This is a genomic window from Ottowia sp., assembly GCF_035444425.1.
Classification (GTDB): domain Bacteria; phylum Pseudomonadota; class Gammaproteobacteria; order Burkholderiales; family Burkholderiaceae_C; genus Ottowia.
The window spans coordinates 34,211-55,780 of record NZ_DAOMOQ010000005.1 but is presented as its reverse complement, the minus strand read 5'-3'; the positions used below and the strand labels follow the sequence as shown (position 1 = coordinate 55,780).

The 21,570-nt window shown below is 69.8% G+C and carries 21 protein-coding genes; 2 read left to right on the top strand and 19 right to left on the bottom strand.

Going from position 1 to position 21,570, the window contains the following annotated elements; genetic code table 11:
- Positions 1–57: 57 nt before the first annotated feature.
- From hfq to hisS, 5 genes are all read right to left on the bottom strand, one after another.
- Complete coding sequence (hfq, locus tag PK606_RS03415; protein ID WP_324560722.1) at positions 58–309, bottom strand: RNA chaperone Hfq; 252 nt, start codon at positions 307–309, stop codon at positions 58–60.
- 145 nt (positions 310–454) lie between these two features.
- A complete protein-coding gene (gene der, locus PK606_RS03410; RefSeq protein WP_324560719.1) occupies positions 455–1,795 on the bottom strand; it encodes a ribosome biogenesis GTPase Der in 1,341 nt (446 codons plus the stop codon).
- A gap of 161 nt (positions 1,796–1,956) precedes the next feature.
- On the bottom strand, positions 1,957–3,099 hold the full coding sequence (bamB, locus tag PK606_RS03405) for an outer membrane protein assembly factor BamB (protein WP_324560716.1): 1,143 nt from the start codon (positions 3,097–3,099) through the stop codon (positions 1,957–1,959).
- Complete coding sequence (locus tag PK606_RS03400; RefSeq protein ID WP_324560713.1) at positions 3,096–3,773, bottom strand: YfgM family protein; 678 nt, start codon at positions 3,771–3,773, stop codon at positions 3,096–3,098. Before PK606_RS03400 ends, bamB begins: the two co-directional genes overlap by 4 nt.
- Positions 3,774–3,775: 2 nt before the next feature.
- Positions 3,776–5,104 carry a histidine--tRNA ligase gene (gene hisS / locus PK606_RS03395; RefSeq protein WP_324560710.1) on the bottom strand — a complete coding sequence of 443 codons (1,329 nt, stop codon included), beginning with the start codon at positions 5,102–5,104 and terminating at the stop codon, positions 3,776–3,778.
- A 305-nt stretch (positions 5,105–5,409) separates the two neighbouring features.
- Between hisS and PK606_RS03390 the strand changes: the two genes are divergently transcribed.
- The gene (locus PK606_RS03390; protein WP_324560707.1) at positions 5,410–5,814 is read left to right on the top strand and encodes a hypothetical protein; all 405 of its coding nucleotides are present in this window, start codon (positions 5,410–5,412) and stop codon (positions 5,812–5,814) included.
- 79 nt (positions 5,815–5,893) lie between these two features.
- On the opposite strand, the gene ispG is transcribed toward PK606_RS03390, so the two are convergent.
- From ispG to PK606_RS03350, 8 genes are all read right to left on the bottom strand, one after another.
- Complete coding sequence (gene ispG / locus PK606_RS03385) at positions 5,894–7,186, bottom strand: flavodoxin-dependent (E)-4-hydroxy-3-methylbut-2-enyl-diphosphate synthase (RefSeq protein WP_324560704.1); 1,293 nt, start codon at positions 7,184–7,186, stop codon at positions 5,894–5,896.
- Positions 7,186–8,049, bottom strand: coding sequence for a helix-turn-helix domain-containing protein (locus PK606_RS03380; protein ID WP_324560701.1), 864 nt, complete (start codon positions 8,047–8,049; stop codon positions 7,186–7,188). The genes ispG and PK606_RS03380 overlap by 1 nt, the downstream gene beginning before the upstream one ends.
- A complete protein-coding gene (gene pilW / locus PK606_RS03375; protein WP_324560698.1) occupies positions 8,042–8,866 on the bottom strand; it encodes a type IV pilus biogenesis/stability protein PilW in 825 nt (274 codons plus the stop codon). The genes PK606_RS03380 and pilW overlap by 8 nt, the downstream gene beginning before the upstream one ends.
- A gap of 10 nt (positions 8,867–8,876) precedes the next feature.
- The gene (gene rlmN / locus PK606_RS03370) at positions 8,877–10,022 is read right to left on the bottom strand and encodes a dual-specificity RNA methyltransferase RlmN (RefSeq protein WP_324560696.1); all 1,146 of its coding nucleotides are present in this window, start codon (positions 10,020–10,022) and stop codon (positions 8,877–8,879) included.
- Positions 10,023–10,053: 31 nt separating this feature from the next.
- Positions 10,054–10,479: a nucleoside-diphosphate kinase gene (ndk, locus tag PK606_RS03365; protein ID WP_324560693.1), complete on the bottom strand. Its 426-nt coding sequence runs from the start codon at positions 10,477–10,479 to the stop codon at positions 10,054–10,056.
- Between the two features lie 105 nt (positions 10,480–10,584).
- Positions 10,585–11,925: a pseudouridine synthase gene (locus PK606_RS03360; RefSeq protein WP_324560690.1), complete on the bottom strand. Its 1,341-nt coding sequence runs from the start codon at positions 11,923–11,925 to the stop codon at positions 10,585–10,587.
- Entirely contained in the window at positions 11,922–12,782 is an 861-nt protein-coding gene (gene scpB / locus PK606_RS03355) for an SMC-Scp complex subunit ScpB (RefSeq protein ID WP_324560687.1), read from the bottom strand. The genes PK606_RS03360 and scpB overlap by 4 nt, the downstream gene beginning before the upstream one ends.
- Positions 12,783–12,930: 148 nt before the next feature.
- Entirely contained in the window at positions 12,931–13,983 is a 1,053-nt protein-coding gene (locus tag PK606_RS03350) for an RluA family pseudouridine synthase (protein WP_502920779.1), read from the bottom strand.
- Positions 13,984–13,997: 14 nt separating this feature from the next.
- Between PK606_RS03350 and PK606_RS03345 the strand changes: the two genes are divergently transcribed.
- On the top strand, positions 13,998–14,801 hold the full coding sequence (locus PK606_RS03345; RefSeq protein WP_324560858.1) for an outer membrane protein assembly factor BamD: 804 nt from the start codon (positions 13,998–14,000) through the stop codon (positions 14,799–14,801).
- Between the two features lie 170 nt (positions 14,802–14,971).
- On the opposite strand, the gene yoaA is transcribed toward PK606_RS03345, so the two are convergent.
- The 6 genes from yoaA to odhB all read right to left on the bottom strand — a co-directional run bounded on the left by yoaA (position 14,972) and on the right by odhB (position 21,568).
- Positions 14,972–16,990, bottom strand: a complete 2,019-nt coding sequence (yoaA, locus tag PK606_RS03340) for a DNA repair helicase YoaA (RefSeq protein WP_324560684.1) — start codon at positions 16,988–16,990, stop codon at positions 14,972–14,974.
- Entirely contained in the window at positions 16,987–17,190 is a 204-nt protein-coding gene (locus tag PK606_RS03335) for a YdcH family protein (RefSeq protein WP_324560856.1), read from the bottom strand. Before PK606_RS03335 ends, yoaA begins: the two co-directional genes overlap by 4 nt.
- A gap of 25 nt (positions 17,191–17,215) precedes the next feature.
- Entirely contained in the window at positions 17,216–17,629 is a 414-nt protein-coding gene (locus PK606_RS03330; protein WP_324560681.1) for a hypothetical protein, read from the bottom strand.
- Positions 17,626–18,726, bottom strand: coding sequence for a cell division protein ZapE (gene zapE, locus PK606_RS03325; RefSeq protein ID WP_324560678.1), 1,101 nt, complete (start codon positions 18,724–18,726; stop codon positions 17,626–17,628). Before zapE ends, PK606_RS03330 begins: the two co-directional genes overlap by 4 nt.
- Positions 18,727–18,799: 73 nt before the next feature.
- Positions 18,800–20,230 carry a dihydrolipoyl dehydrogenase gene (gene lpdA / locus PK606_RS03320; RefSeq protein ID WP_324560675.1) on the bottom strand — a complete coding sequence of 477 codons (1,431 nt, stop codon included), beginning with the start codon at positions 20,228–20,230 and terminating at the stop codon, positions 18,800–18,802.
- Between the two features lie 75 nt (positions 20,231–20,305).
- Positions 20,306–21,568 (bottom strand): 2-oxoglutarate dehydrogenase complex dihydrolipoyllysine-residue succinyltransferase, encoded by a 1,263-nt coding sequence (gene odhB / locus PK606_RS03315; protein ID WP_324560672.1) that lies wholly within the window; start codon positions 21,566–21,568, stop codon positions 20,306–20,308.
- Between the last annotated feature and the right edge of the window lie 2 nt (positions 21,569–21,570).

Sequence of the window (21,570 nt, the reverse complement as noted above, 5' to 3'; positions counted from 1 at the left end):
CTGTCGTGCCCGCCCGACGACCGGGGATCGGTCAGGCGCGCGGGCGAGTCCAGCGGCTTACTTGGTCTCGGCCGCCTGGTTCTCCGCCAGCGCCTGGAAATTGACCGCGCGGCCCGGCACGATGGTCGAGATGGCGTGTTTGTAGACCATCTGCGTCACGGTGTTGCGCAGCAGCACCACGTACTGGTCGAAGGATTCGATCTGACCCTGCAGTTTGATGCCGTTCACCAGGTAGATCGACACCGGGATGTGCTCCCGGCGCAGGGTGTTGAGGAACGGGTCTTGTAGAAGCTGCCCTTTATTGCTCACGATATTCTCCGTGTTCGAGACGTTGTTGGTTGAGAGGATGGGAACTTACCACATGGGGGTGAGCCGCCCCAGCGCAAGAGACAGGCAGGTGACAGATTGGCGAAATTCGGCTGCAAGCCCGTGTATTCGCCGCCATGGGCGCTGCTTACGAGTCCTTTTCGGCGTAGGGGTTCCGCGCCGTCTTCATCTCGACACGCAGCGGCGTGCCGGTGAGCTCGAAGGCCTGGCGGAAGCGCCCTTCAAGAAAGCGCTTGTAGGCATCGGTGACGCCCTCGAGCGAATTGCCGTGCACCACGATCACCGGCGGGTTCATGCCGCCCTGGTGCGCGTAGCGCAGCTTGGGCCGGTACATGCCGACGCGCTTGGGCGCCTGGAACTGCACCGCCTCCAGCAGCAGCCGGGTCAGCTGCGGCGTCGGCAGCTTGGCGGTGGCGGCCTTGTGCGCCTTGGCGATCGAGCCCCACAGCGGCCCCAGACCCTGGCGCTTGATGGCCGAGATGAAGTGCAGCTCGGCGAACTTGAGGAACGCCAGGCGTGATTCAATCGAGCGCTGCACCAGTTCGTGCTGGTAGGCATCGACCGCATCCCACTTGTTCACCGCCAGCACCACGGCGCGGCCGGCATCGAGGATGAAGCCGGCGATGTGCGCATCCTGCTCGGTCACGCCCTGGGTCGCATCCAGCAGCAGCACCACCACGTTGGCCGATTCGATGGCCTGCAGCGTCTTGACGACCGAGAACTTCTCGATCGCCTCGAACACCCGGCCCTTGCGGCGCAGGCCGGCGGTGTCGATCAACTCGAACTTCTTCCCCGCCCGCTCGAACGGCACGGTGATGGCGTCGCGCGTGGTGCCCGGCTGGTCGTAGGCGACCAGGCGCTCCTCGCCCAGCCAGGTGTTGATCAGGGTCGACTTGCCGACGTTGGGGCGGCCGGCGACCGCCAGCCGGATGACGCCATCGTCGGCCACCTCGTCATCGCTCTCGGCGTCCGGCAGATCCAGCTGGTCCAGCGCCGCCTCCAGCATGCTGCGCACGCCCTGCCCGTGCGCCGCGGACACGGGGATCACCTCACCCAGGCCGAGCTCGTAGAACTCGGCCAGCTGCGTGCCTTCGCGCATGCCCTCGGCCTTGTTGGCCACCAGCAGGCTGGGCTTGCCCAGGCGGCGCAGGTAGTCGGCGATGTCGTGATCCTGCGCCGACAGGCCGCCGCGCGCGTCGACCACGAAGATCACCACGTCGGCCTCGGCCACCGCCTGGCGGGTCTGCTTGGCCATCTCCTTGAAGATGCCGGACTCGGCCGTCGGCTCGAAACCACCAGTATCGATCACGATATAGCCGCGCTTGCCGAGCTGGCCCTGGCCGTAGTGGCGGTCGCGCGTCAACCCAGCGAAATCGGCCACGATCGCGTCGCGGCTCCGGGTGAGCCGGTTGAACAGCGTCGACTTGCCGACGTTGGGGCGGCCGACGATGGCCAGAACGGGTTTCATGCGCAGGATTGTCCTATACCGCCCACTGCCAGGCCGCGCAGCAGGCCCGAAAAATCAAGTGGCCCCGTGGAGCAGGCCACACGGAAACGCCGTGGCCGGGGTTTCCCTGGCCACCCGCGTTATCCCCTTTCAGGGAGAAAGGGCGTCAGCGCCTCGAGCGCTTACTCCGGCACGAAGCCGTAGACGCCGCCGTTGCGGGTCACCACCACCAGCGTGTTGCCGGCCACCACCGGCGTCGCGGCGATGCCGGAGCCGTCGGTGCTCAGGCGGTTGAGCGGACTGCCGTCCTCGCGCGACAGCATGTGGACCAGGCCGTTGCCATCGCCGACGATGACCGAGCGGCCCAGCACCAGCGGTCCGGTGAGCTGGCGCCACTGCAGCAATGTGCTGACCCAGGCCCGGTCGCCGGTGTCGGCGCGCCAGGCTAGCACGCGGCCGTCCGATTCGGTGCCGTACAGGCGCTGCCCGTCACCGGCCACGCCGGTGGCGCCGCCGGCCGGACGGGTCCAGCGCAGGTTGCCGCTGGCGGCGTCGACGCAGCCGACCGCAGCCTGGAACGCGCGCGCGCACACCACGCTGTCCTGCCGGCTGACGCCGCCGACCAGGTCGATCAGCCGCTCGACGTCGTTGGTGCCGCGTGCCGATGCCAGCGGCGCCTCCCAGCGCACGTTGCCGTTGTCCGGATCGATAGCCACCAGCCGGCCGGCCATGCCGGCCAGCAGCGTGTTGCCGAACGGCAGCAGCACGCCGGCCTGACGCAGCACCAGCGGCTCGGCCGGACGCTGCAGCTTCCACAGCGGCGCACCGCTGCGGCCATCCAGCGCAGTGAGCGAACGGTCGGCGCCGAGCACGAACACACGCCCGCCGGCCACCAGCGGCGCGGTGTAGCTCTGCGTCGCCAGGCGATGGCGCCACAACTCGCGCCCGCCCGCTAAAGCCACCACATGGTTGCTGCGGGTGACCACGGCCTGCACGCGGCCGTCGCTGCCGACCCCGGCCGACAGCGGCGCGCCGACGCTGGCGCGGCCGGTCTCGCGGCCAGTGCCAGCGTCCAGCGTGATCACGCTGCCATCGCCGCCCGCCAGCGCGACCTGGTTGCCCTGCACGCTGAGCTGCAGCGGGTAGGTCACCGCCGGCACGCGCGCCGTCCAGGCCTGGCGTACGCCGATCATGGCGATGTTGGCCGGCAGCTCGGCCGGTGTCGGTCGCGGCGAGCCGCCAGCGCAGGCGGCCAGCAGCGTCACCGCGGCCAGCGCGGCGCCGAGGCCCAGCCGGCTCAGCGGTCCGCGGCCAGCGCGCCTCATGACGTCGCCCCGGCCTTGGCACCGGCCTCGGGGTCGATGCCGAGCGCGTTCAGCTTGATGCCGACCAGGCGGCGGTAGTCGCCGCTGTCGCTGCCCAGGCCCTGATAGGCCTTGCCGAATTCGGTTGCCGCCTCGCTGCGCTTGCCCTGCAGCAGCAGCACGTCGCCACGCCGGTCGGCGGCCAGCGCCATGTACTGGGTCGGAAAGCTCGCCGACAGCGTCTTCAGCGCCTCGTCATAGGCCTTCTCGCCGGTCTGCACCGAGGCCAGGCGCAGCCGCGCGATGGCCTTCAAGCCATCGCTGGGCGCCTTGTCGGCGACCCAGGCCAGCGCGCTCTTGGCCTCGGCCGGCTTGTCCTTCTCGTACAGCACCTTGGCCGCCAACAGCGCACCGTGCGCCGCGTAGGCGGTGCCGCCGTACTTGTCCTTCATGTCGGCCAGCGCGCGCTCCAGCCGCGTCAGCTCGCCGGCCTGGGCGCTGCGTTCGAGCTCGTCGTACAGCACTGCCGCCAGGCCTGCCTGGCGACGCTCCCAGTACTGCCAGCCGTTCCAGGCCGCGTACGCGCCCAGCACGACAATCAGCAACCAGGTGATCAGGTTGCCCCATTGGTTCCAGAAGTGCTTGAGCTGGTCAAGCTGCTCCTGTTCTTCGAGGTCGAGGTGTTGTGTCGCCATGATTAGTGCTTGGAATCAGCCGGGGATTTTAGGCTGCCGGCCCAGGCCGCCGGATCGGCCAGCGGCTGGCGTACCTGCGCGCCGCCGCCATCGCGCAGCGCCTTGACGGTGACTTCGCCGGCAGCCAGCTCGTCGGCACCGAAAATCAGGGCATAGCGCGCACCCGAGGCGTCGGCGCGCTTGAACTGGCTTTTCATGCTGCCCATGCCGGCATCGCCGGCACCGGGTGCGGCGTGCATCTGCACCGCCACGCCCTGCGCCCGCAGCGCCTGCAGGCAGCGCATGGCCGGCGCCACGGCATCGGCACCGGTGATGACGGCGTAGGCGTCGGGCGCCGGCTCGGGCACCTGCACACCTTCTTCCCTGAGCAGCTCGAGCACGCGCTCGACACCCAGCGCCCAGCCCACCGCCGGTGCCGGCTTGCCGCCGATCTGCTCGATCAGGTAGTCATAGCGCCCGCCGCCGCAGATGGTGCCCTGCGCGCCCAGGCTTTCGGTGATGAACTCGAACACCGTCAGGTTGTAGTAGTCGAGCCCGCGCACCAGGCGCGGGTTGATGCGCCACTCGATGCCGCTGGCCTGCAGGATGGCCTGCACGGCGGCGAAGTGCTTTTGCGAAGCCTCTCCCAGGTAGTCGATCAGCTTGGGCGCGCCCTCGACCAGGGCCTGCATGGCCGGGTTCTTGGTGTCGAGGATGCGCAGCGGGTTGCTGTGCAGGCGCCGGCGCGCGTCCTCGTCAAGCTGTTCCTGGTGCTGCTCGAAGTAGGCGATCAGCGCTGCGCGGTGCTGGCGCCGTTCGTCGGGCTGGCCCAGGCTGTTGAGCTCCAGCCGCCAGTTGGTGATTCCCAGCTCGCGCCACAGCGCCACCGCCAGCAGGATCATCTCGGCATCGACTTCCGGCCCGCCGAAGCCCAGCGCCTCGGCGCCGACCTGGTGGAATTGCCGGTAGCGGCCGCGCTGCGGGCGCTCGCGCCGGAACATCGGGCCCAGGTAGTACAGCCGCTTGCCGCCGTCGTAGAGCAGGTTGTGCTCGGCGACCGCACGCACCAGCCCGGCCGTGCCTTCGGGCCGCAGTGACAGGTGGTCGGCGTCGCCGTGTTTGTCCTGCCGGTCCTGGAACGAGTACATCTCCTTCTCGACGATGTCGGTGACCTCGCCCAGCCCGCGCGTGAACAGCTGCGTGAGCTCCATGATCGGCGTGCGCACGTTGCGGTAGGCATGCGCGGCCATCACGCGGCGCACCACGTGTTCCAGCCATTCCCAGCGCGCCGAGTCCGGCGGCAGGATGTCGTTCATGCCCTTGATGGCGGTGATCTGGTGAGGTTTGCTCATACCTGGGGTATTTGAAAGCATCAGTCCCGGCGGTGTCCGGCGCTTTCCAGTTCGGCGGCGCGCGTCGACGGCGCGGCGTGCGCGACGATACCAGAAGCCAGCCGCAAGCCGGGCACAGCGGCGGCAAACCGGACGATCCGCAACGGTCGGCCATCACAAGCTGACACGCCACCCGCCCAGCCACGCCACAAGAATCCTTGCCCGCCCCCCGGGCATCCGCACCCTCCTATATCGAATGGCAGATTGTTGGCCGTCGTTACGAAATTTACGATGCGCGACCATCCCATCCTGTTCGGAGGAAGAAGATGAAGAAGACTCTGTTGTCGGTGATGGTCATCACGGCCGTCGGGCTCGGCGCCTGCTCCACCGCATCCAAGGACGTCGCCACCGTCGAAGTCTCGCCATTGCAGTACCAGGCGTACGACTGCAACCAGCTCGCCGCCGAGTCGCTGCGCATCGGCGCCCGCGTCAAGCAACTGGGTGGCCGGCTGGATGAAGCGGCCAGCAACGACAAGAAGATCACCGGCGTGGGTGTGATCCTGTTCTGGCCGGCGCTGTTCGCGCTGGGCGGCACCAAGGAGCAGGAGGCCGAGTATGGGCGGCTGAAGGGCGAGTACGAGGCCGTTCAGAAGACCATGGTCCAGAAAAGCTGCCCCGGCACCACGACCGCCGCGGCTCCGGTGATGCCGGCCTCGCCCGGCGTCAAGTAGGCACCCAGTGAAAGCCCCAGCGCGCATCCCAGCGCTGGCGTCGTTCAATCGCTCGTGACCCGCCGCGGCGAGCGGCCAGTCACTGGCCGTCGGTGTGTCCGAAGCGCTGCTCGATGTAGCGCTCGACAATGGCGTGGAACTCGTCGGCGATGTGCTCGCCGCGCAGCGTCATGGCCTTCTGGCCGTCGATGTAGACCGGCGCGGCCGGCGCCTCGCCGGTGCCAGGCAGACTGATGCCGATATCGGCGTGCTTCGATTCGCCGGGACCGTTGACGATGCAGCCCATCACCGCCACCTTCAGCTTCTCGACGCCGGGGTAGCGCTCGCGCCAGACCGGCATCTGCGCCCGCAGGTGGTCGTCGATCTGCTTGGCCAGTTCCTGGAACACGGTGCTGGTGGTGCGCCCGCAACCCGGGCAGGCGGTGACGCTGGGCACGAAGGCGCGCAGGCCGAGCGACTGCAGGATCTCGGAAGCGACCAGCACCTCCTGCGTGCGCGCCTCGCCCGGCTGCGGCGTCAGGCTGACGCGGATGGTGTCGCCGATGCCTTCCTGCAGCAGGATCGCCATGGCAGCAGTCGACGCCACCGTGCCCTTGGTGCCCATGCCGGCCTCGGTCAGGCCCAGGTGCAAGGGGTAATCGCAACGGCGCGCCAGTTCGCGGTAGACCGCGATCAGGTCCTGCACGCCGCTGACCTTGCAGCTCAGGATCACCTGCGCCGGATCCATGCCGAGATCGACCGCCTGGCTTGCGGAACCGATGGCCGACTGGATCAGCGCCTCGTACATCACCTGGCGCGCCTCCCAGGGTTCCGGCCGCCGGGCGTTTTCGTCCATCAGGCCGGCCAGCAGGTCCTGGTCCAGGCTGCCCCAGTTGACGCCGATGCGCACCGGCTTGTCCCATTTCAGGGCGGCCTCGATCATCTGGCCGAACTGCAGGTCGTGCTTGGCGCCACGGCCTACGTTGCCGGGGTTGATGCGGTACTTGGACAGCGCCTGCGCGCAGTCCGGGAACTCGGTCAGCAGGCGGTGGCCGTTGTAGTGGAAGTCGCCGATCAGCGGCACGTCGATGCCCATCCGGTCGAGTTGCGCGCGGATGTAGGGCACCTGCGCCGCCGCCTCGGGGGTGTTGACGGTGATGCGCACCAGCTCGGAACCCGCCACGGCCAGTTCCTTGACCTGGATGGCCGTGGCGATCGCATCCACCGTGTCGGTGTTCGTCATCGACTGCACGCGCACCGGCGCGCTGCCGCCCACGGTGACCACGCGCTTGCCCCAGACCACGCGGGCCTGGCGCGTGCGGCGCGGCGCCGGCCGCACGATCTCGATCGGCGCGTCCTCGCGCGCCACGGTGTTCAAGGCATCCACACTCATCACTGCACCTGGAATCTGGCCACCGTGCCGCGCCCCAGCGACTTGATGTCGAACGGCTCGCCCTTGACCTTCACGGTGACCGCATCCTTGCGGCCGACGGTGACCGACAGCGGCAACTCGCCATTCAGGGCGATGACCTCGCCCTTGGCCAGCGCGCGATTGATCAGCGGCTTGCCCGCCGCATCACGCACCGTGACCCAGGTCTCGCCGGTGGCGGCGAAGCTCAGCACCTCGGTCGGCGTCGGCGGCTCCGCCGGCTCGGGCACCACGGGCGCGGGCACGGGCGCCGGCGGCTCGGCCGTCGCCGCAACCGGCGGCTCGGCCGGCACCGGTTCGGCGACCGGCGTCGCGCTTTCCTGCACCGTGCCGTCGGCGGCCACGGGCGGCGACTCGGGTTCGACGCCGCCCAGCTGGATCGGCAGCGTCGGCAGCAGCCACAGCGCCGCGGCAGCGATCAGCAGGCCGGCCACGGCGATCAGCAGGGGTTTGGAAAAGCTGCTCGACAGCATCGACGCCGGCCGGTCGCCGCTGCGCTTGAACGGCTGGTTGATGTTGCCGTGCTGCGGGCGCAGGCCGGGCGCCGACACCGGCATGCGCTCCAGCACCGGCGCCGGGTCGACGCCGAAGGCACGGCAGATCGCCGCCGCCAGGCCGCGCGCGAAGGTGACGTCGGGCAGCTGGTCCAGGCGGTCGTTCTCCAGCGCCTCCAGCTTCGCCAGCGACACCTTCATGGCGCTGGCCAGCAAGGTCTGATCGACGCCGGCCGCCTCGCGCATCTGGCGCAGCATGCTGCCGGCCGACGGCGCGCCTGCACTCGGCGCCAGGCCCCCGGCAGCCACTTCGGTGGCGCCTGCTTCACTCATCGAAAGCTCCTCGTTCATAGGCCAGCAGCTCGCGCGACTGGGGGAAGCGCCGGCGCAACTGGGCCGCCAGCTGCTCCATGGCCTGGCGGTTGTTCAGCCGCCGCTCGACCCGAATGCCGAGCCACAGCGATTCGGCATTGGCCAGCTCGCTGTTGTTGAGGCGGCGGATGTAGAACTGCGCGCGGCCGACGTCGCCGCGCCGGTACAGCAGCTGCGCCAGGTTGTAGCCGGTGACCGGATGGCCCGGATCGAGCTCATAGGAACGCATCAGCGTCGCCTCGGCGCGCGCCGCATCGCCCGCACGCGCATGGCAGATGCCCTGCGCCATCAGCGTGCGTGCGCGCTCGGGGTAGCTCGGCACCGCCAGCGCGCGCTCGAACGACTCGGTGGCCCGTTCGTGCTGGCCCTGCTCGCACTGCAGCCAGCCCAGGTTGTGCCAGGCGTTGGCGGCGCGCGGGTTGAGCGCGATCGCACGCTGGAACTGCTGCTGCGCCAGCTGGCCGTCGCCCAGCGCCATGTAGATCAGGCCCCCCAGGTCGTGCGCATCGGCAAAGCCGGGATCGGCCTGCACGGCCTTCTTCTGCTCGTCCAGCGCGATCGTGTACTGGCCGTTCTCGTAGTAGCCGGCCGCCAGCGCCAGCCGCGCCTGGGCGCGCTTGCGCGCCTCACTGTCGTCGGAGACAGTCAGCAGGCCGGCCGACGCATCGTCGGCACCGGGCGGGCTGGCGCAGCCGAGCAGCAGGCCGGACAGGCTCAGCAGCCCGAACAGCAGCGCCAGCAGCCTGAATCCGCGCCAACCCAAGTTCGCCTGCAGCATCGTCACCCTCCTAGCGCGGCCCGGACGCCGGCCGCACCGGGTGCAGCACCACGGTGCGCTGGCGCGCCATGCGCTCGTGCACGCGGGTGCGGTCCTGCACGTCGCCGGCCAACTGGCCGCAGGCGGCGTCGATGTCGTCGCCGCGCGTCTTGCGCACGGTGGTGACGATGCCGGCCTCGTTCAGCAGCTTGCCGAAGGCCTGCACGCGCGCCATCGGCGAGCGCTTCAGGCCCGACTGCGGGAACGGGTTGAACGGAATCAGGTTGAATTTGGCCTTCAGGCCGTCGGCGGCGTAGCGGCGCATCAGCTCGACCAGCGCCTCGGCCTGCTCAGGCGCGTCGTTGACGCCATCGAGCAGGCAGTATTCGAAAGTGATGAAGTCGCGCGGCGCACTCGCCAGGTAGGCGATGCAACTGCGCAGCAGTTCGTCGATCGGGTACTTGCGGTTCAGCGGCACCAAGTGGTCGCGCAATTCGTCGGTGGGCGCATGCAGCGACACCGCCAGCGCCACCGGGCAGTCGCGCGCCAGCCGCTCGATCATCGGCACAACGCCCGAGGTCGATACCGTGACGCGCCGGCGCGACAGGCCGTAGCCGTGGTCGTCGAGCATCACGCGCAAGGCCGGCAGCAGACGGTCGTAGTTCTGCAGCGGCTCGCCCATGCCCATCATCACCACGTTGGAAATGACCCTCTCCTCGGTTCCGAGGTGCTGGCGCAGGAAATGCTCGGCAAACCAGAGCTGGGCGACGATCTCGCCGGTCGTCAGGTTGCGGCTGAAGCCCTGGTGCCCGGTCGAGCAGAAGCGGCAGCCGACCGCGCAGCCGGCCTGCGAGGACACGCACAGCGTGCCCCTATCATCCTCGGGGATGAAGACGGCCTCGATGGCATTGCCACCGCCGACGTCGAACAGCCACTTGATGGTGCCGTCCTTCGACTCGTGCTGGCTCATCACGGGCGGCGCCGCCACCACGGCCTGGCCGGCCAGCTTCTCGCGCAGCGACCTGGCCAGATCGCTCATCCGGTCGAAGTCGGACACGCCGCGCTGGTGGATCCAGCGAAACAGTTGGGTGGCGCGGAAGCGCTTTTCACCCAGCGACTCGCAATAGGCGGCCAGGCCCTCCAGGTCGAGGTCGAGCAGGTTGACGGGTGTGGTCATGCGCTGCGCCCAGGCCGCCGGCAAGCGTCGATCAGCGGCTGTAGATGGCCAGGCCGGGGAAGAAGAACGCGACTTCGACGGCGGCCGTCTCGGGCGCGTCAGAGCCGTGCACGGCGTTGGCGTCGATCGAGTCGGCGAAATCGGCGCGGATGGTGCCCTTGTCGGCCTTCTTGGGGTCGGTGGCGCCCATCAGCTCGCGGTTCTTGGCGATGGCGTTCTCGCCTTCCAGGCACTGGATCATCACCGGGCCGGAGGTCATGAAGGACACCAGGTCCTTGAAGAAGGGACGCTCCTTGTGCACGGCGTAGAACTCGCCGGCCTCACGCTCGGACAGGTGAGCCATCTTGGCGGCGATGATCTTCAGGCCTGCGCCTTCGAAGCGGGCGTAGATCTGGCCGATCACGTTCTTGGCGACGGCGTCGGGCTTGATGATGGAGAGGGTGCGTTCGATAGCCATGGAGTGGGTTTTCCTGATTGATGTGAAAGGCGTTTGCCGCACGAGGCAAAGCCATTGATTTTAACCGGCGCCCTCGATGCGCGCCGGCCCTGGAAGGTCGATGCGTCAGCCGCGCCGGCCGCCCGAACCGCCGCCGCGCCGCTTGCCGCCGCCCGGGCCGCCGCGTCCGGGGCCACCGGATGCACCGCGCTGCGCGCGCTGGCGCGCATAGCTGTCGGCACCGATGTAGCCGAGCGAGGTCTTCATCGGATCCGGCTGCGCACCGGCACCGCCATCGCGGCGGCGCTGGCCGCCGGTGGCCTGGCGCGGCCCGTCGCCCTGCGGCCGGCCGCCCGACACATTGGGTCGCGGCCCGGCGCCGCGTGCGCGGTCGCCGCGGCCGCGCCGCTGCTTGTCCTGCGGCTGCGGCCGGGGTTCGGGCGCGCCACGCAGCACCCGCTCCGGTGTGCCCGAGGCTTCGCCCAGCGCCCGGATGTCGCGCTCGCCCAGTTCCATCCACATGCCGCGCCGCAAGCCGCGCGGCAGCATCATGGCGCCGTAGCGGATGCGGATCAGCCGACTGACCGCGTGGCCCACCGATTCGATCATGCGCCGCACCTCGCGGTTGCGGCCCTCGGAGATGGTCACCCGGTACCACTGGTTGGCGCCTTCGCTGTCGCCCTCTTCCTTGATCGAGCCGAACTGCGCCAGCCCATCGTCCAGCGCCACGCCGTCCAGCAACTGCTGCTTCTTCTCCTCGGTCAGCGCGCCCAGCACACGCACCGCGTATTCGCGCTCGAGGCCGAAGCGCGGGTGCATCAGGCGGTTGGCCAGCTCGCCCGAATTGGTGAACAGCAGCAGGCCCTCGGTGTTCAGGTCGAGCCGGCCGACCGACTGCCACTTGCCCTGCTGCAGGCGCGGCAGCTTGCGGAACACGGTCGGGCGGTTCTGCGGGTCGTCGTGCGTGACCACCTCGCCGGCCGGCTTGTGGTAGGCCAGCACGCGCGCCGGCGGCGGTGCGATGCGCAGCTTGATCGGCCTGCCGTTGATCCTGACCTGGTCGCCGAACTGGATGCGCTGGCCGATGTGGGCCGGCTGGTTGTTGACCGAGATGCGCCCTTGCAGGATCAGTTGCTCCATCTCCAGTCGCGAGCCCAGGCCGGCCTGGGCCAGCACCTTGTGCAGCTTCGGCTGCTCGGGCTGCGGCAGCAGCACGCGCTTGGGAGGGGCAGTCGGCGCGGCCTCGGCGTCGCTGTCGAAGCGGCCGGAGACCAGGTCGTCGAAGCCGACCGGCTGCTCGGCTTCTGACGCGCCGGTGGCTGGGCCAGCCTCGGCCGCCGGCGCCGATTCATCCGCGCCCGGCGCGGCTTCCGGCAACTGCTCGTCGGGCGACGGCGGCACAGTGGCCGGGATCGGTTCGTCGGTGGGTGCTGCGGGCTGCGGCGCGGTCGGCTCGTCGGCGTTCATGGCATGTCGGGGTCGGGTGGTGGTGGGTCGGCCAGGGCCCGTGATGTGGCGGCGGCTTCCACGGGCAGCGCCGCCGTCGTGGCGTCGGCAGCATCGGCGTCGGCCGTAACGGCATCGTCGCTGGCGAGGCGAATGCCGGTGGCCTCCGGTATCTCATCGATCGCTGCCGCCGGCTCGGCCACTGCTGGCGGCGGCTCGGCTGTGTCGCGCTCGGGCTGCAATGCCTGATCGCCTGCGGCGCCGCTGGCCGGCGCGTCCACAGCCGGTTCATCGACACCTGGGTCAGCGTCTGCCGGCTCACTCGCCACCGGACCCAGCGTCTCGAACATGCTGGCAGCCTGCTCCGAGGCCGATTCGAGCGCCGGCAGCTGGTCGAGCGATTCCAGCCCCAGATCGTCCAGGAACTGGCGCGTGGTGGCGTACAGGCCGGGGCGACCCACGGTCTCGCGGTGGCCGATGACCTCGACCCAGCCGCGGTCCTCCAGCTGCTTGATCAGCTGCGAATTGACGGTGACGCCGCGGATGTCCTCGATGTCGCCGCGCGTCACCGGCTGGCGGTAGGCGATGATGGCCAGGGTTTCCAGCGTCGCGCGGGTGTAGCGCGGCGGCTTCTCGGGGTGCAGGCGGTCCAGATACTCACGCATCTCGGGTCGGCTCTGGAAGCGCCAGCCGCTGGCCACCTGCACCAGTTCGACGCCGCGCTGCGTCCACTCGTCCTGCAGCTCGAGCAGCAGGTTCTTGACGGTGTCGGCGCCAAGCTGGTCGGCGAACAGCACGCGCAGCTCGCGCACGGGCATGGGCTGCTGGGCACAGATCAGCGCGGTTTCGAGGATGCGCTTGGCTTCCGTTGAATTCACGGCGTCGGGCGATGCAAAGGGATGTGGCCTGCGGGGTGGCCGGTCAGCCGTCCTGACCCCACGACGAAATCGGAACGCCGCGCACGCGGCTGCAATGGCGGAATGGCTGGGTACCGATCTGGTTGGCCGCCCTTGCTGCCGCCCGGCCTCAGGCCGCGCGGGTCATTCCGCCATTTGGGATTGTAAGCCCCCAGGCCTGCAGCGCCGCCGCCAGATCGGCCGGCGGCGGCGCCTGGAAATCCAGCGCGACCCCGCTCACCGGGTGCTCGAACGCCAGCCGGCACGCGTGCAAGGCCTGGCGCGTCATACCGGCCGCCGGTGTGCCTCCGTACAGTACGTCGGCGACGAGCGGATGCCCCAGCTGCGCCAGGTGCACGCGGATCTGGTGCGTGCGGCCGGTATGCAGGCGGCAGTGCAGCAGGCAGCCCTGCTCGGCGTTGCCCAGCAGCGCGACGCTGGTCTGCGCCGGCTTGCCCGGGTGGCGCTGCAGATCGACCACCGCCATGCGCAGCCGGTTGCGCGGATCGCGCCCGATGGCGGCATCCACCACGCGCTCGGCCGGACCGGTCCAGCGCCGGTGCGCCAGCGCCAGGTACTCGCGTGCGACCCGCCGCTCCGCAATGCGCGCCACCAGCGCATCCATGGCCGGGCGCGTGCGCGCCACCACCAGCAGGCCGCTGGTGTCCTTGTCGAGCCGGTGCACGATGCCTGCGCGCGGCAGCCGCGCCGCCCACTCGCCCTGCGCCAGCAGCGCGTTCAGCAGGGTGCCGCTCCAGTGGCCCGGCGCCGGATGCACCACCAGGCCGGCCGGCTTGTTGATCACGGCCAGGTGCTCGTCCTCGTACACGAGATCGAGCGGCATGGCCTGCGGCACGAAGGCCTGGCTCATCGGTGTCGGCCGCAGCTCGATCAGCAGCTCATCGCCGGCGCGCACCTTCTGCGCCGGCTTGCCCGCCGCCGTGCCGTTGACGCGCGCGGCGCCATCGCCCACCAGTTGGCTGAGATAGCTGCGCGAGAACTCGGGCACCAGGCTGGCCAGGGCGCGATCGAGCCGCGTGCCGTGCAGCTCGGCCGGCACCACCAGGCTGCGCAGCTCGGCCGCCGGCGTGGGCTCCAGCCCCTCCTCGTCGGCCTCCCAGGCCGCCGCCACCCCGGCGTCGGGCAGGGGGGTGGTCGATATAATCGGACGAGCTTGACTCAAGAGGTTTGCCACTGATGCGAGGTGCCCGATTATCGGCCGCTGGTGCCGCCGCGCTGCTGCTGGCGGCGCTGCTGTCGGCCTGCTCATCCAAGCCGGTGGACAAGACCGCCGGCTGGAGCCCCAACCGGATCCACGCCGAAGCCAGGGACGAGTTGAACTCGGGCGCCTTCGACAAGGCGATCCCGCTCTACGAGGCGCTGGAAGGCCGCGCCGCCGGCACACCGCTGGCGCAGCAGGCGCAGCTCGACAAGGCCTACGCCCAGTTCAAGGACGGCCAGAAGGCCGAGGCCCTGGCCACGCTGGACCGCTTCATGCGCCTGCACCCGGCTAGCCCGGCGATCGACTATGCGCTCTACATGAAGGGCGTGATCAACTTCAACGACGAGTTGGGGCTGTTCTCCTTCCTGGCGCGCCAGGATCTGTCGGAGCGCGACCAGAAGGCCGCCAAGGAGGCCTTCGAGTCCTTCGACGAACTGGTCAAGCGCTTCCCGGATTCGCGCTACGCACCGGATGCGCGTGCGCGCATGCGCTACACGGTGAACGCGCTGGCGCAGTACGACGTCCACGTGGCGCGCTACTACTACACGCGCGGCGCCTACGTGGCCGCCATCAGCCGGGCGCAACAGGCGATCGCCGACTACCGCGACGCGCCGGCGCTTGAAGAGGCGCTCTACATCCTGGTGCAGTCCTACGACAAGCTGGAGATGACCGCCTTGCGCGACGATGCCCGGCGCGTGCTTGACCAGAACTACCCCAACAGCCAGTACCTGGCGCGCGGCTTCCGGGGGCCGGACAAGCCGTGGTGGCAGCTTTGGTGACAACCCCCTGAGCGCCTGACGGCGCTTCCCCAGAATTCGGAGCATCCCCCTGTGCCGCTGACGCGGCTTCCCCCTTCTTGCTGCGCAAAGGGAGACAACGCCAGCGGCCGGCGCAGGTCCGTCCGCGGCGTTCGCTGGACTGGCCTGCTCCGCGGCCGTTCGATCCTGGTTTACTCGACCGTTTCGTCTTGCGCTGGTGAAGCGTCGAGCAGCGCCGTCAGCGCCGCATCGAATTCCGCCTCCGTGCCCAGGCGCCGCATCGGCGGCAGCGCGGCCAGCAGGCGCTTGCCGTAGCCCATCTGGATCAGGCGGGTGTCGCAGATCACCAGCAGGCCGGTGTCGGTTTCACGCCGGATCAGGCGGCCGGCGCCCTGCTTGAGCGCGACGGCGGCTTCGGGCACCGAGTAACCCGAGAACGCGCTGCGGCCCTCGGATTCGAGGCGGCGGCAGCGTGCCTCGACCAGCGGGTCGCCCGGCGGCGGGAACGGCAGCTTGTCGATCAGCACCAGCTGCAGCGCCTCGCCGGGCATGTCGATGCCCTCCCAGAACGAGGCCGACGCCACCAGCACACAGCCTGGCTGCCCCCCTGTGCTGCCCTGCCGGAAGCGCTCCATCAGCACGCGCTTGGGCAACTGGCCCTGCACCAGCACCTCCAGCCCCGAACCCGGCCCGAAGCGCTCGGCCAGCACCTCGCCGATGTGGCGCAGCGCGCGCAGCGTGGTGGTCAGCACCAGGGTGCGGCCGCCCAGGCGCACGGCCGCATCGCCGGCCAGCTGCGCGACCTGGCCGCTGTGCGCCGGGTCGCCCGGCCGCACGATCTGCGCCGGCACGTAGAGCGCGGCCTGGCGTGCGTAGTCGAACGGGCTGCCGATGCGCAGCACCTCGGCATCCTGCAGGCCGCAGGGCTCGGTGAACCAGGAGAGGCGCGCGTCATCGCCCAGCGTGGCTGAGACGAACACCCAGGCGCGCGAGCGCTCCTCGGCGTCGGGCGCCGCCAGCAGGCGCGTGCGCACGGCGTCGGCGATGTCGAGCGGTGATTCGATCAGGCGCAGGCCGGTGCCGACCTCGACCCAGCGCACCAGCGCCGGCTCGCAGGCCACGGCGAAGCGCTCGGCACGTTCGGCCAGCAGCAGCGCACGTTCGCGCAGCCGCACGAAGTCGGGCGCCAGCTCGCTCACCGTGTCCAGCGCCGCCGCCGTGGCGCCGAGCGCCTCGTCGATCCGGGCCAGGCTGCGCTGCCACGCGTGTGCATCGACGCCTTCGGGCGCCGCGTCGACCCAGCGCAGCCGGACCGATCCGCGGGTCGCGCTCGCCGTCAGGCGCAGCTCACGCGTGGCCTGCTCCAGCGCGCCGGCCAGCGCCGTCCAGTCGACCAGCCCGCGGGCCTGCTGCAGGCCGACGGCCAGCAGGTCGCGCGTGAAGTCCAGCAGCTGCCCGGTCGCCAGCTGCTGGCCAAGAAACTGGATTCCGGTCTCGTTGAGCGAATGCGCCTCGTCGAACACCACCACGCGCACCGTCGGCAGCAACTCGGCCATGCCCGACTCGCGGATCGCCAGGTCGGCGAAGAACAGGTGGTGGTTGATCACCACCACGTCGGCCGCCATCGCCTGGCGCCGCGCCAGGTTGACGTGGCATTCACGGAAATGCGGGCAGTCGGCGCCGAGGCAGTTCTCGCGCGTTGACGTGACCAGCGGGATCACCGGCGAGCGCTCATCCAGCCCCGTCAGCTCGGCCAGATCGCCAGTGCGCGTGGTCTGCGCCCAGCGCTCCACCTTGGCCAGCGCCTGGCGCACGCGCGGCTCCTGCGCGTCCGGCGACTGGCGCGCCAGGCCGAGCCGGTGCAGGCACAGGTAGCTGCTGCGCCCCTTCAGCAGCGCCATGCGCAGCGGCAGGCCGAGCGCCTGCGCCAGCTGTGGCAGGTCGCGCCCGAACAGCTGATCCTGCAGGGTCTTGGTGGCGGTCGACAGCAGCACGCGTTCGCCCGAAAGCAGGGCCGGCACCAGGTAGGCGAAGGTCTTGCCGACGCCCGTGGCCGCCTCGGCCACCAGCACGCCGCCGTCCTCGACCGCTTTGGCCACCGCCAGCGCCAGCTGCGTCTGGCCGGCGCGCGGATGGAACAGCTCACTGGTCCGCGCCAACGGGCCGCCGGCGTCGAAGGCCGCCTGCACCGCGCGCTGCAAGGCCGTCATGCCGGCTGCTTGGGGTCCAGCGCCGCTTCCAGCCGGGCGATGCGGTCACGCAGCGCCAGCCGGCGCTTCTTCAGGCGCTGCAGCAGCAGCTGGTCGAGCGGCGACTGCTCGGCCAGGCGGTCGATGCGCGCATCGAGGCCGGCATGCTCGATGCGCAGGTCGATCAGCTGGCGCTCGGGGGAATGCAGGTTGTTGTCCACTGCGGGCATCACGGCGGAAACCGGCTCAGCGCCCGGTCGCGCGCTGCTGCTTCTCGTCCAGCTGGCGCAGGCGCTCGGCGGTGCGGCGCTGGCGCTCGATCTCGTTCAGCGTCAGTTCCTGCTGGCGCAACTCGCTCAGCGCGGCGCGCCGCTCCAGCCGCGCGCTGCGCAGGCAGTCGTTGACGGCGAAACGGCGCCAGCAGGCCGTTTCCTCGGTTTCGTAGCGGGTCTGGGCGACGCTGCGCGCCTGTGCGACGCGCGCGCGCTGCTGCATCAGCCAGCGTGCCAGTGCCGCGCTGCTCACCGGTGCCTCGGCGCGCAGCAGCTGCGCCGCCTGCTCGGCCTGTGCTTCGGCCTGCGCGCGCTGCTCGGCGCTGTGCAGCGGCGCGCAGGCGGCGAGCACGCTCGCCAGCAGGATGAGGACAGGCCGATGGATCACGTCAGCTGAGTATCGACGGTGCGATGCTCCAGCGCAAGGTATTCGGCCGACTGCATCTCGGTCAGGCGCGACACGGTGCGCGGAAACTCGTGCGCCAGCGGGCCCTCGGTGTAGAGCTGCTCGGGCGGCACGGCGGCCGACAGCATGAACTGGCAGTGCCGGTCGTACAGCACGTCGACCAGCCAGGTGAAGCGGCGCGCTTCGGACGCGTGACGCACGAACATCTGTGGCACGTCGGACAGCAGCACGGTGTGGAACTGGCTGGCGATCTCCAGGTAGTCGTTCTGCGAGCGCGGGCCGCCGCACAGCTCCCTGAAATCGAACCAGACCACGCCGCCGGCGCGGCGCCGGGCGCGGATCTGGCGCGATTCGATGTGCAGGACGGGATCCTCGTCCTGGATCGCGGCGAGCTGGTTGAACGCCTCGGTCATGGCCGCGTCGGCGCGCGCGCCCAGCGGCTGGTGGTACAGCTGCACCTGCTCCAGCGTGCGTCGGCGGTAGTCGACGCCATGGTCGACGTTGACCACCTCCATGCGCGCGTTCAGCAGTTCGATGGCGGGCAGGATGCGGTCGCGGTGCAGGCCGCCCGGATACAGCTCGTCGGGCTTGAAGTTGCTGGTGGTGACGAAGCCCACGCCATGCTCGAACAGCGCCACCAGCAGGCGGTGCAGGATCATGGCGTCGGTAATGTCGGCGACGTGGAACTCGTCGAAGCAGATCAGCTTGAACTTGGCCGCCATGCGCTTGCCGAGCTCGTCGAGCGGATTCACCGTGCCCTGCAGGCCGGCCAGCTCGCGGTGCACCTCGCGCATGAATTCGTGGAAGTGCAGCCGCACCTTGCGGCGGATCGGCACGGCGTTGAAGAAGCAATCCATCAGGAAGCTCTTGCCCCGGCCGACGCCGCCGTACATGTAGACGCCCTTGGGAATCGGCGGGTGGCTGATCAGCTTCTTGAAGGCGTTCGATCGCTTGACCTTGTACGCCGCCCACTCGTCGGCGCAGCGCTGCAGCGCCGCGACGGCGCGCAGCTGCGCCGGGTCGCTGCGGTAGCCCCGCGCCTTCAACTCGGCCTCGTAGGCCTGACGTACGCTGCTCAAGAGGGATCTGCCGGTACCGGGTCACGCCAGGGCCGCGCACCGCCCCAAGCGGCGCGGGCGGCCCGATCGGCTTTCAGAAATTCAGCGTGCGCTTGTCCACCGCCAGCGCGGCTTCCTTGGTCGACTCGCTCAAGCTCGGGTGCGCGTGGCAGATGCGCGCGATGTCCTCGCTCGAGGCGCGGAAGGCCATGGCCACGCAGGCCTCGGCGATCAGCTCGCTGGCCATCGGTCCGACGATGTGCACGCCCAGGATCTCGTCGGTCGTGGCATCGGCCAGGAACTTGACCATGCCGGTGGTGTCACCCAGCGCACGCGCGCGGCCGTTGGCCATGAACGGGAACACGCCCGCCTTGTATTTCACGCCATCGGCTTTCAGCTGCTGCTCGGTGCGGCCAACCCAGGCGATCTCCGGACTCGTGTAGATCACCCAGGGCACCAGGTTGAAGTCCGCATGCCCGTGCTGGCCGGCGATGCGCTCGGCGACGGCAACGCCCTCTTCCTCGGCCTTGTGCGCCAGCATCGGGCCGCGCACCACGTCGCCGACGGCCCAGACGCCGGGCAGGTTGGTGCGGCAGTCGTCGTCGACCACGACCTCGCCGCGCTCGCCCAGCTTCAGGCCCACGGCCTCGGGGTTCAGACCCTCGGTGTTCGGCACGCGGCCGATCGAGACGATCAGCTTGTCGACTTCCAGGCTCGCGGCCTCGCCCTTGGCGTTGGTGTAGGCCACGCTGACGCCCTTCTTGCCGACCTTGACCTCGCCGACCTTCACGCCCAGCTCGATCTTCAGGCCCTGCTTGTCGAAGGCCTTGCGGGCTTCCTTGGCAATCTGCTCGTCGACCGCGCCGAGGAAGGTCGGCAGCGCCTCCAGCACCGTCACGTCGGCCCCCACGCGGCGCCACACGCTGCCCATCTCCAGGCCGATCACGCCGGAGCCGATCAGGCCCAGCTTCTTCGGCACCGCACCGATGCGCAGCGCGCCGTCGTTGCTGAGGATGACCTGCTCGTCGAACGGCACGCCGGGCAGCGCGCGCGCGCTGGAGCCGGTGGCGACGATGACCTGCCTGGCCGTCAGCGTCTCGGGCTTGTCGCCCGCGACGGCGATCTCGTAACCGCCATCGACCGCCTTGACGAAGCTGCCGCGACCGTTGAAATAGGTCACCTTGTTCTTCTTGAACAGGTACAGGATGCCGTCGTTGTTCTGCTTCACGACTGCGTCCTTGCGGGCGATCATCTTGGCCACGTCCATCTTCAGGCCGCTGACGCTGATGCCGTGCTCGCCGAAGTGCTTGCCGGCATGCTCGTAGTTCTCCGAGCTCTGCAGCAGCGCCTTGGACGGGATGCAGCCGACGTTGGTGCAGGTGCCGCCTGGCGCCGGCTTGCCATCGGCGGTCTTCCATTCGTCGATGCAGGCGACGCTCATGCCCAGTTGCGCCGCGCGGATGGCGCCGATATAGCCGCCGGGGCCGGCGCCGATGACGACCACATCGAATTGTTTGTTGCTCATGATGAATATCTTCCAACCGGGCAAAGCCCGCCCACGAGGACACGGCCCGCGAAGTGGGCCGTGTTTTCCTCTTGCTTATATATCGAACAGCAGGCGCGCCGGATCCTCCAGCGCGTCCTTCATCGCCACCAGACCCAGCACCGCCTCGCGGCCGTCGATGATGCGGTGGTCGTAGCTCAGCGCCAGGTAGTTCATCGGGCGCACCACCACCTGGCCGTTCTCGACCATGGCACGCTCCTTGGTCGCGTGCACGCCCAGGATGGCCGACTGCGGCGGGTTGATGATCGGCGTCGACATCATGGAGCCGAACACGCCGCCGTTGCTGATCGAGAAGGTGCCGCCGGTCATCTCCTCGATGCTGAGCTTGCCGTCGGCGGCCTTCTTGCCGTATTCGGCGATCTTCTTCTCGATGTCGGCAAAGCTCATCTGGTCGGCGTTGCGCAGGATCGGCACCACCAGGCCGCGCGGCGAGCCGACCGCGATGCCGATGTCGAAATAGCCGTGGTAGACGATGTCGTTGCCGTCGACGCTGGCGTTGATGGCCGGGAATTTCTTCAGCGCATGCACCGCCGCCTTGACGAAGAAGCTCATGAAGCCGAGCCGGACGCCGTGCTCCTTCTCGAACTTGTCCTGGAAGCGCTTGCGCATGTCCATCACCGGCTGCATGTTCACTTCGTTGAACGTGGTCAGGATGGCGTTGGTGGCCTGCGACTGCAGCAGGCGCTCGGCGATACGGGCGCGCAGGCGCGTCATCGGCACGCGCTGTTCAGGGCGGTCACCCAGATCGGGCGTGGCCGGACCAGCCACCTGCGGCAGCGCCTTGGTCGGCACGCCGGTCGGGATCGCGGCCGGCGCCTGGGCGCCGCCACCGGCGACGGCGGCCAGCACGTCGCCCTTGGTGACGCGGCCGTCCTTGCCGGTGCCGGGCACGCTGCCGGCGGTGAGCTGGTTGTCGGCCATCAGCTTGGCGGCGGCCGGCATGGCGACACCGGCCATGCTGCCACCCGTGGCGGGTGCGGCGGCCGCTGCCGGAGCCGCGCTGGCGGCAGGCGCGGCCGCGGCAGCTGCGGGCGCAGGCGCGGCGGCACCGGCGACGGCCTCGGTGTCGATCCTGGCCAGCAGTTGGCTGGCGACCACGGTGGCGCCGTCGGGCTCGACGATCTCGCTCAGCACGCCGCCGGCCGGCGCCGGCACTTCGAGCACCACCTTGTCGGTCTCGACCTCGATCAGGATCTCATCGACCTTGACAGCCTCACCGGGCTTCTTCTTCCACTGCAGCAGCGTGGCCTCGGCCACGGACTCCGACAGTTCGGGAACTTTGACTTCGACGATAGCCATTT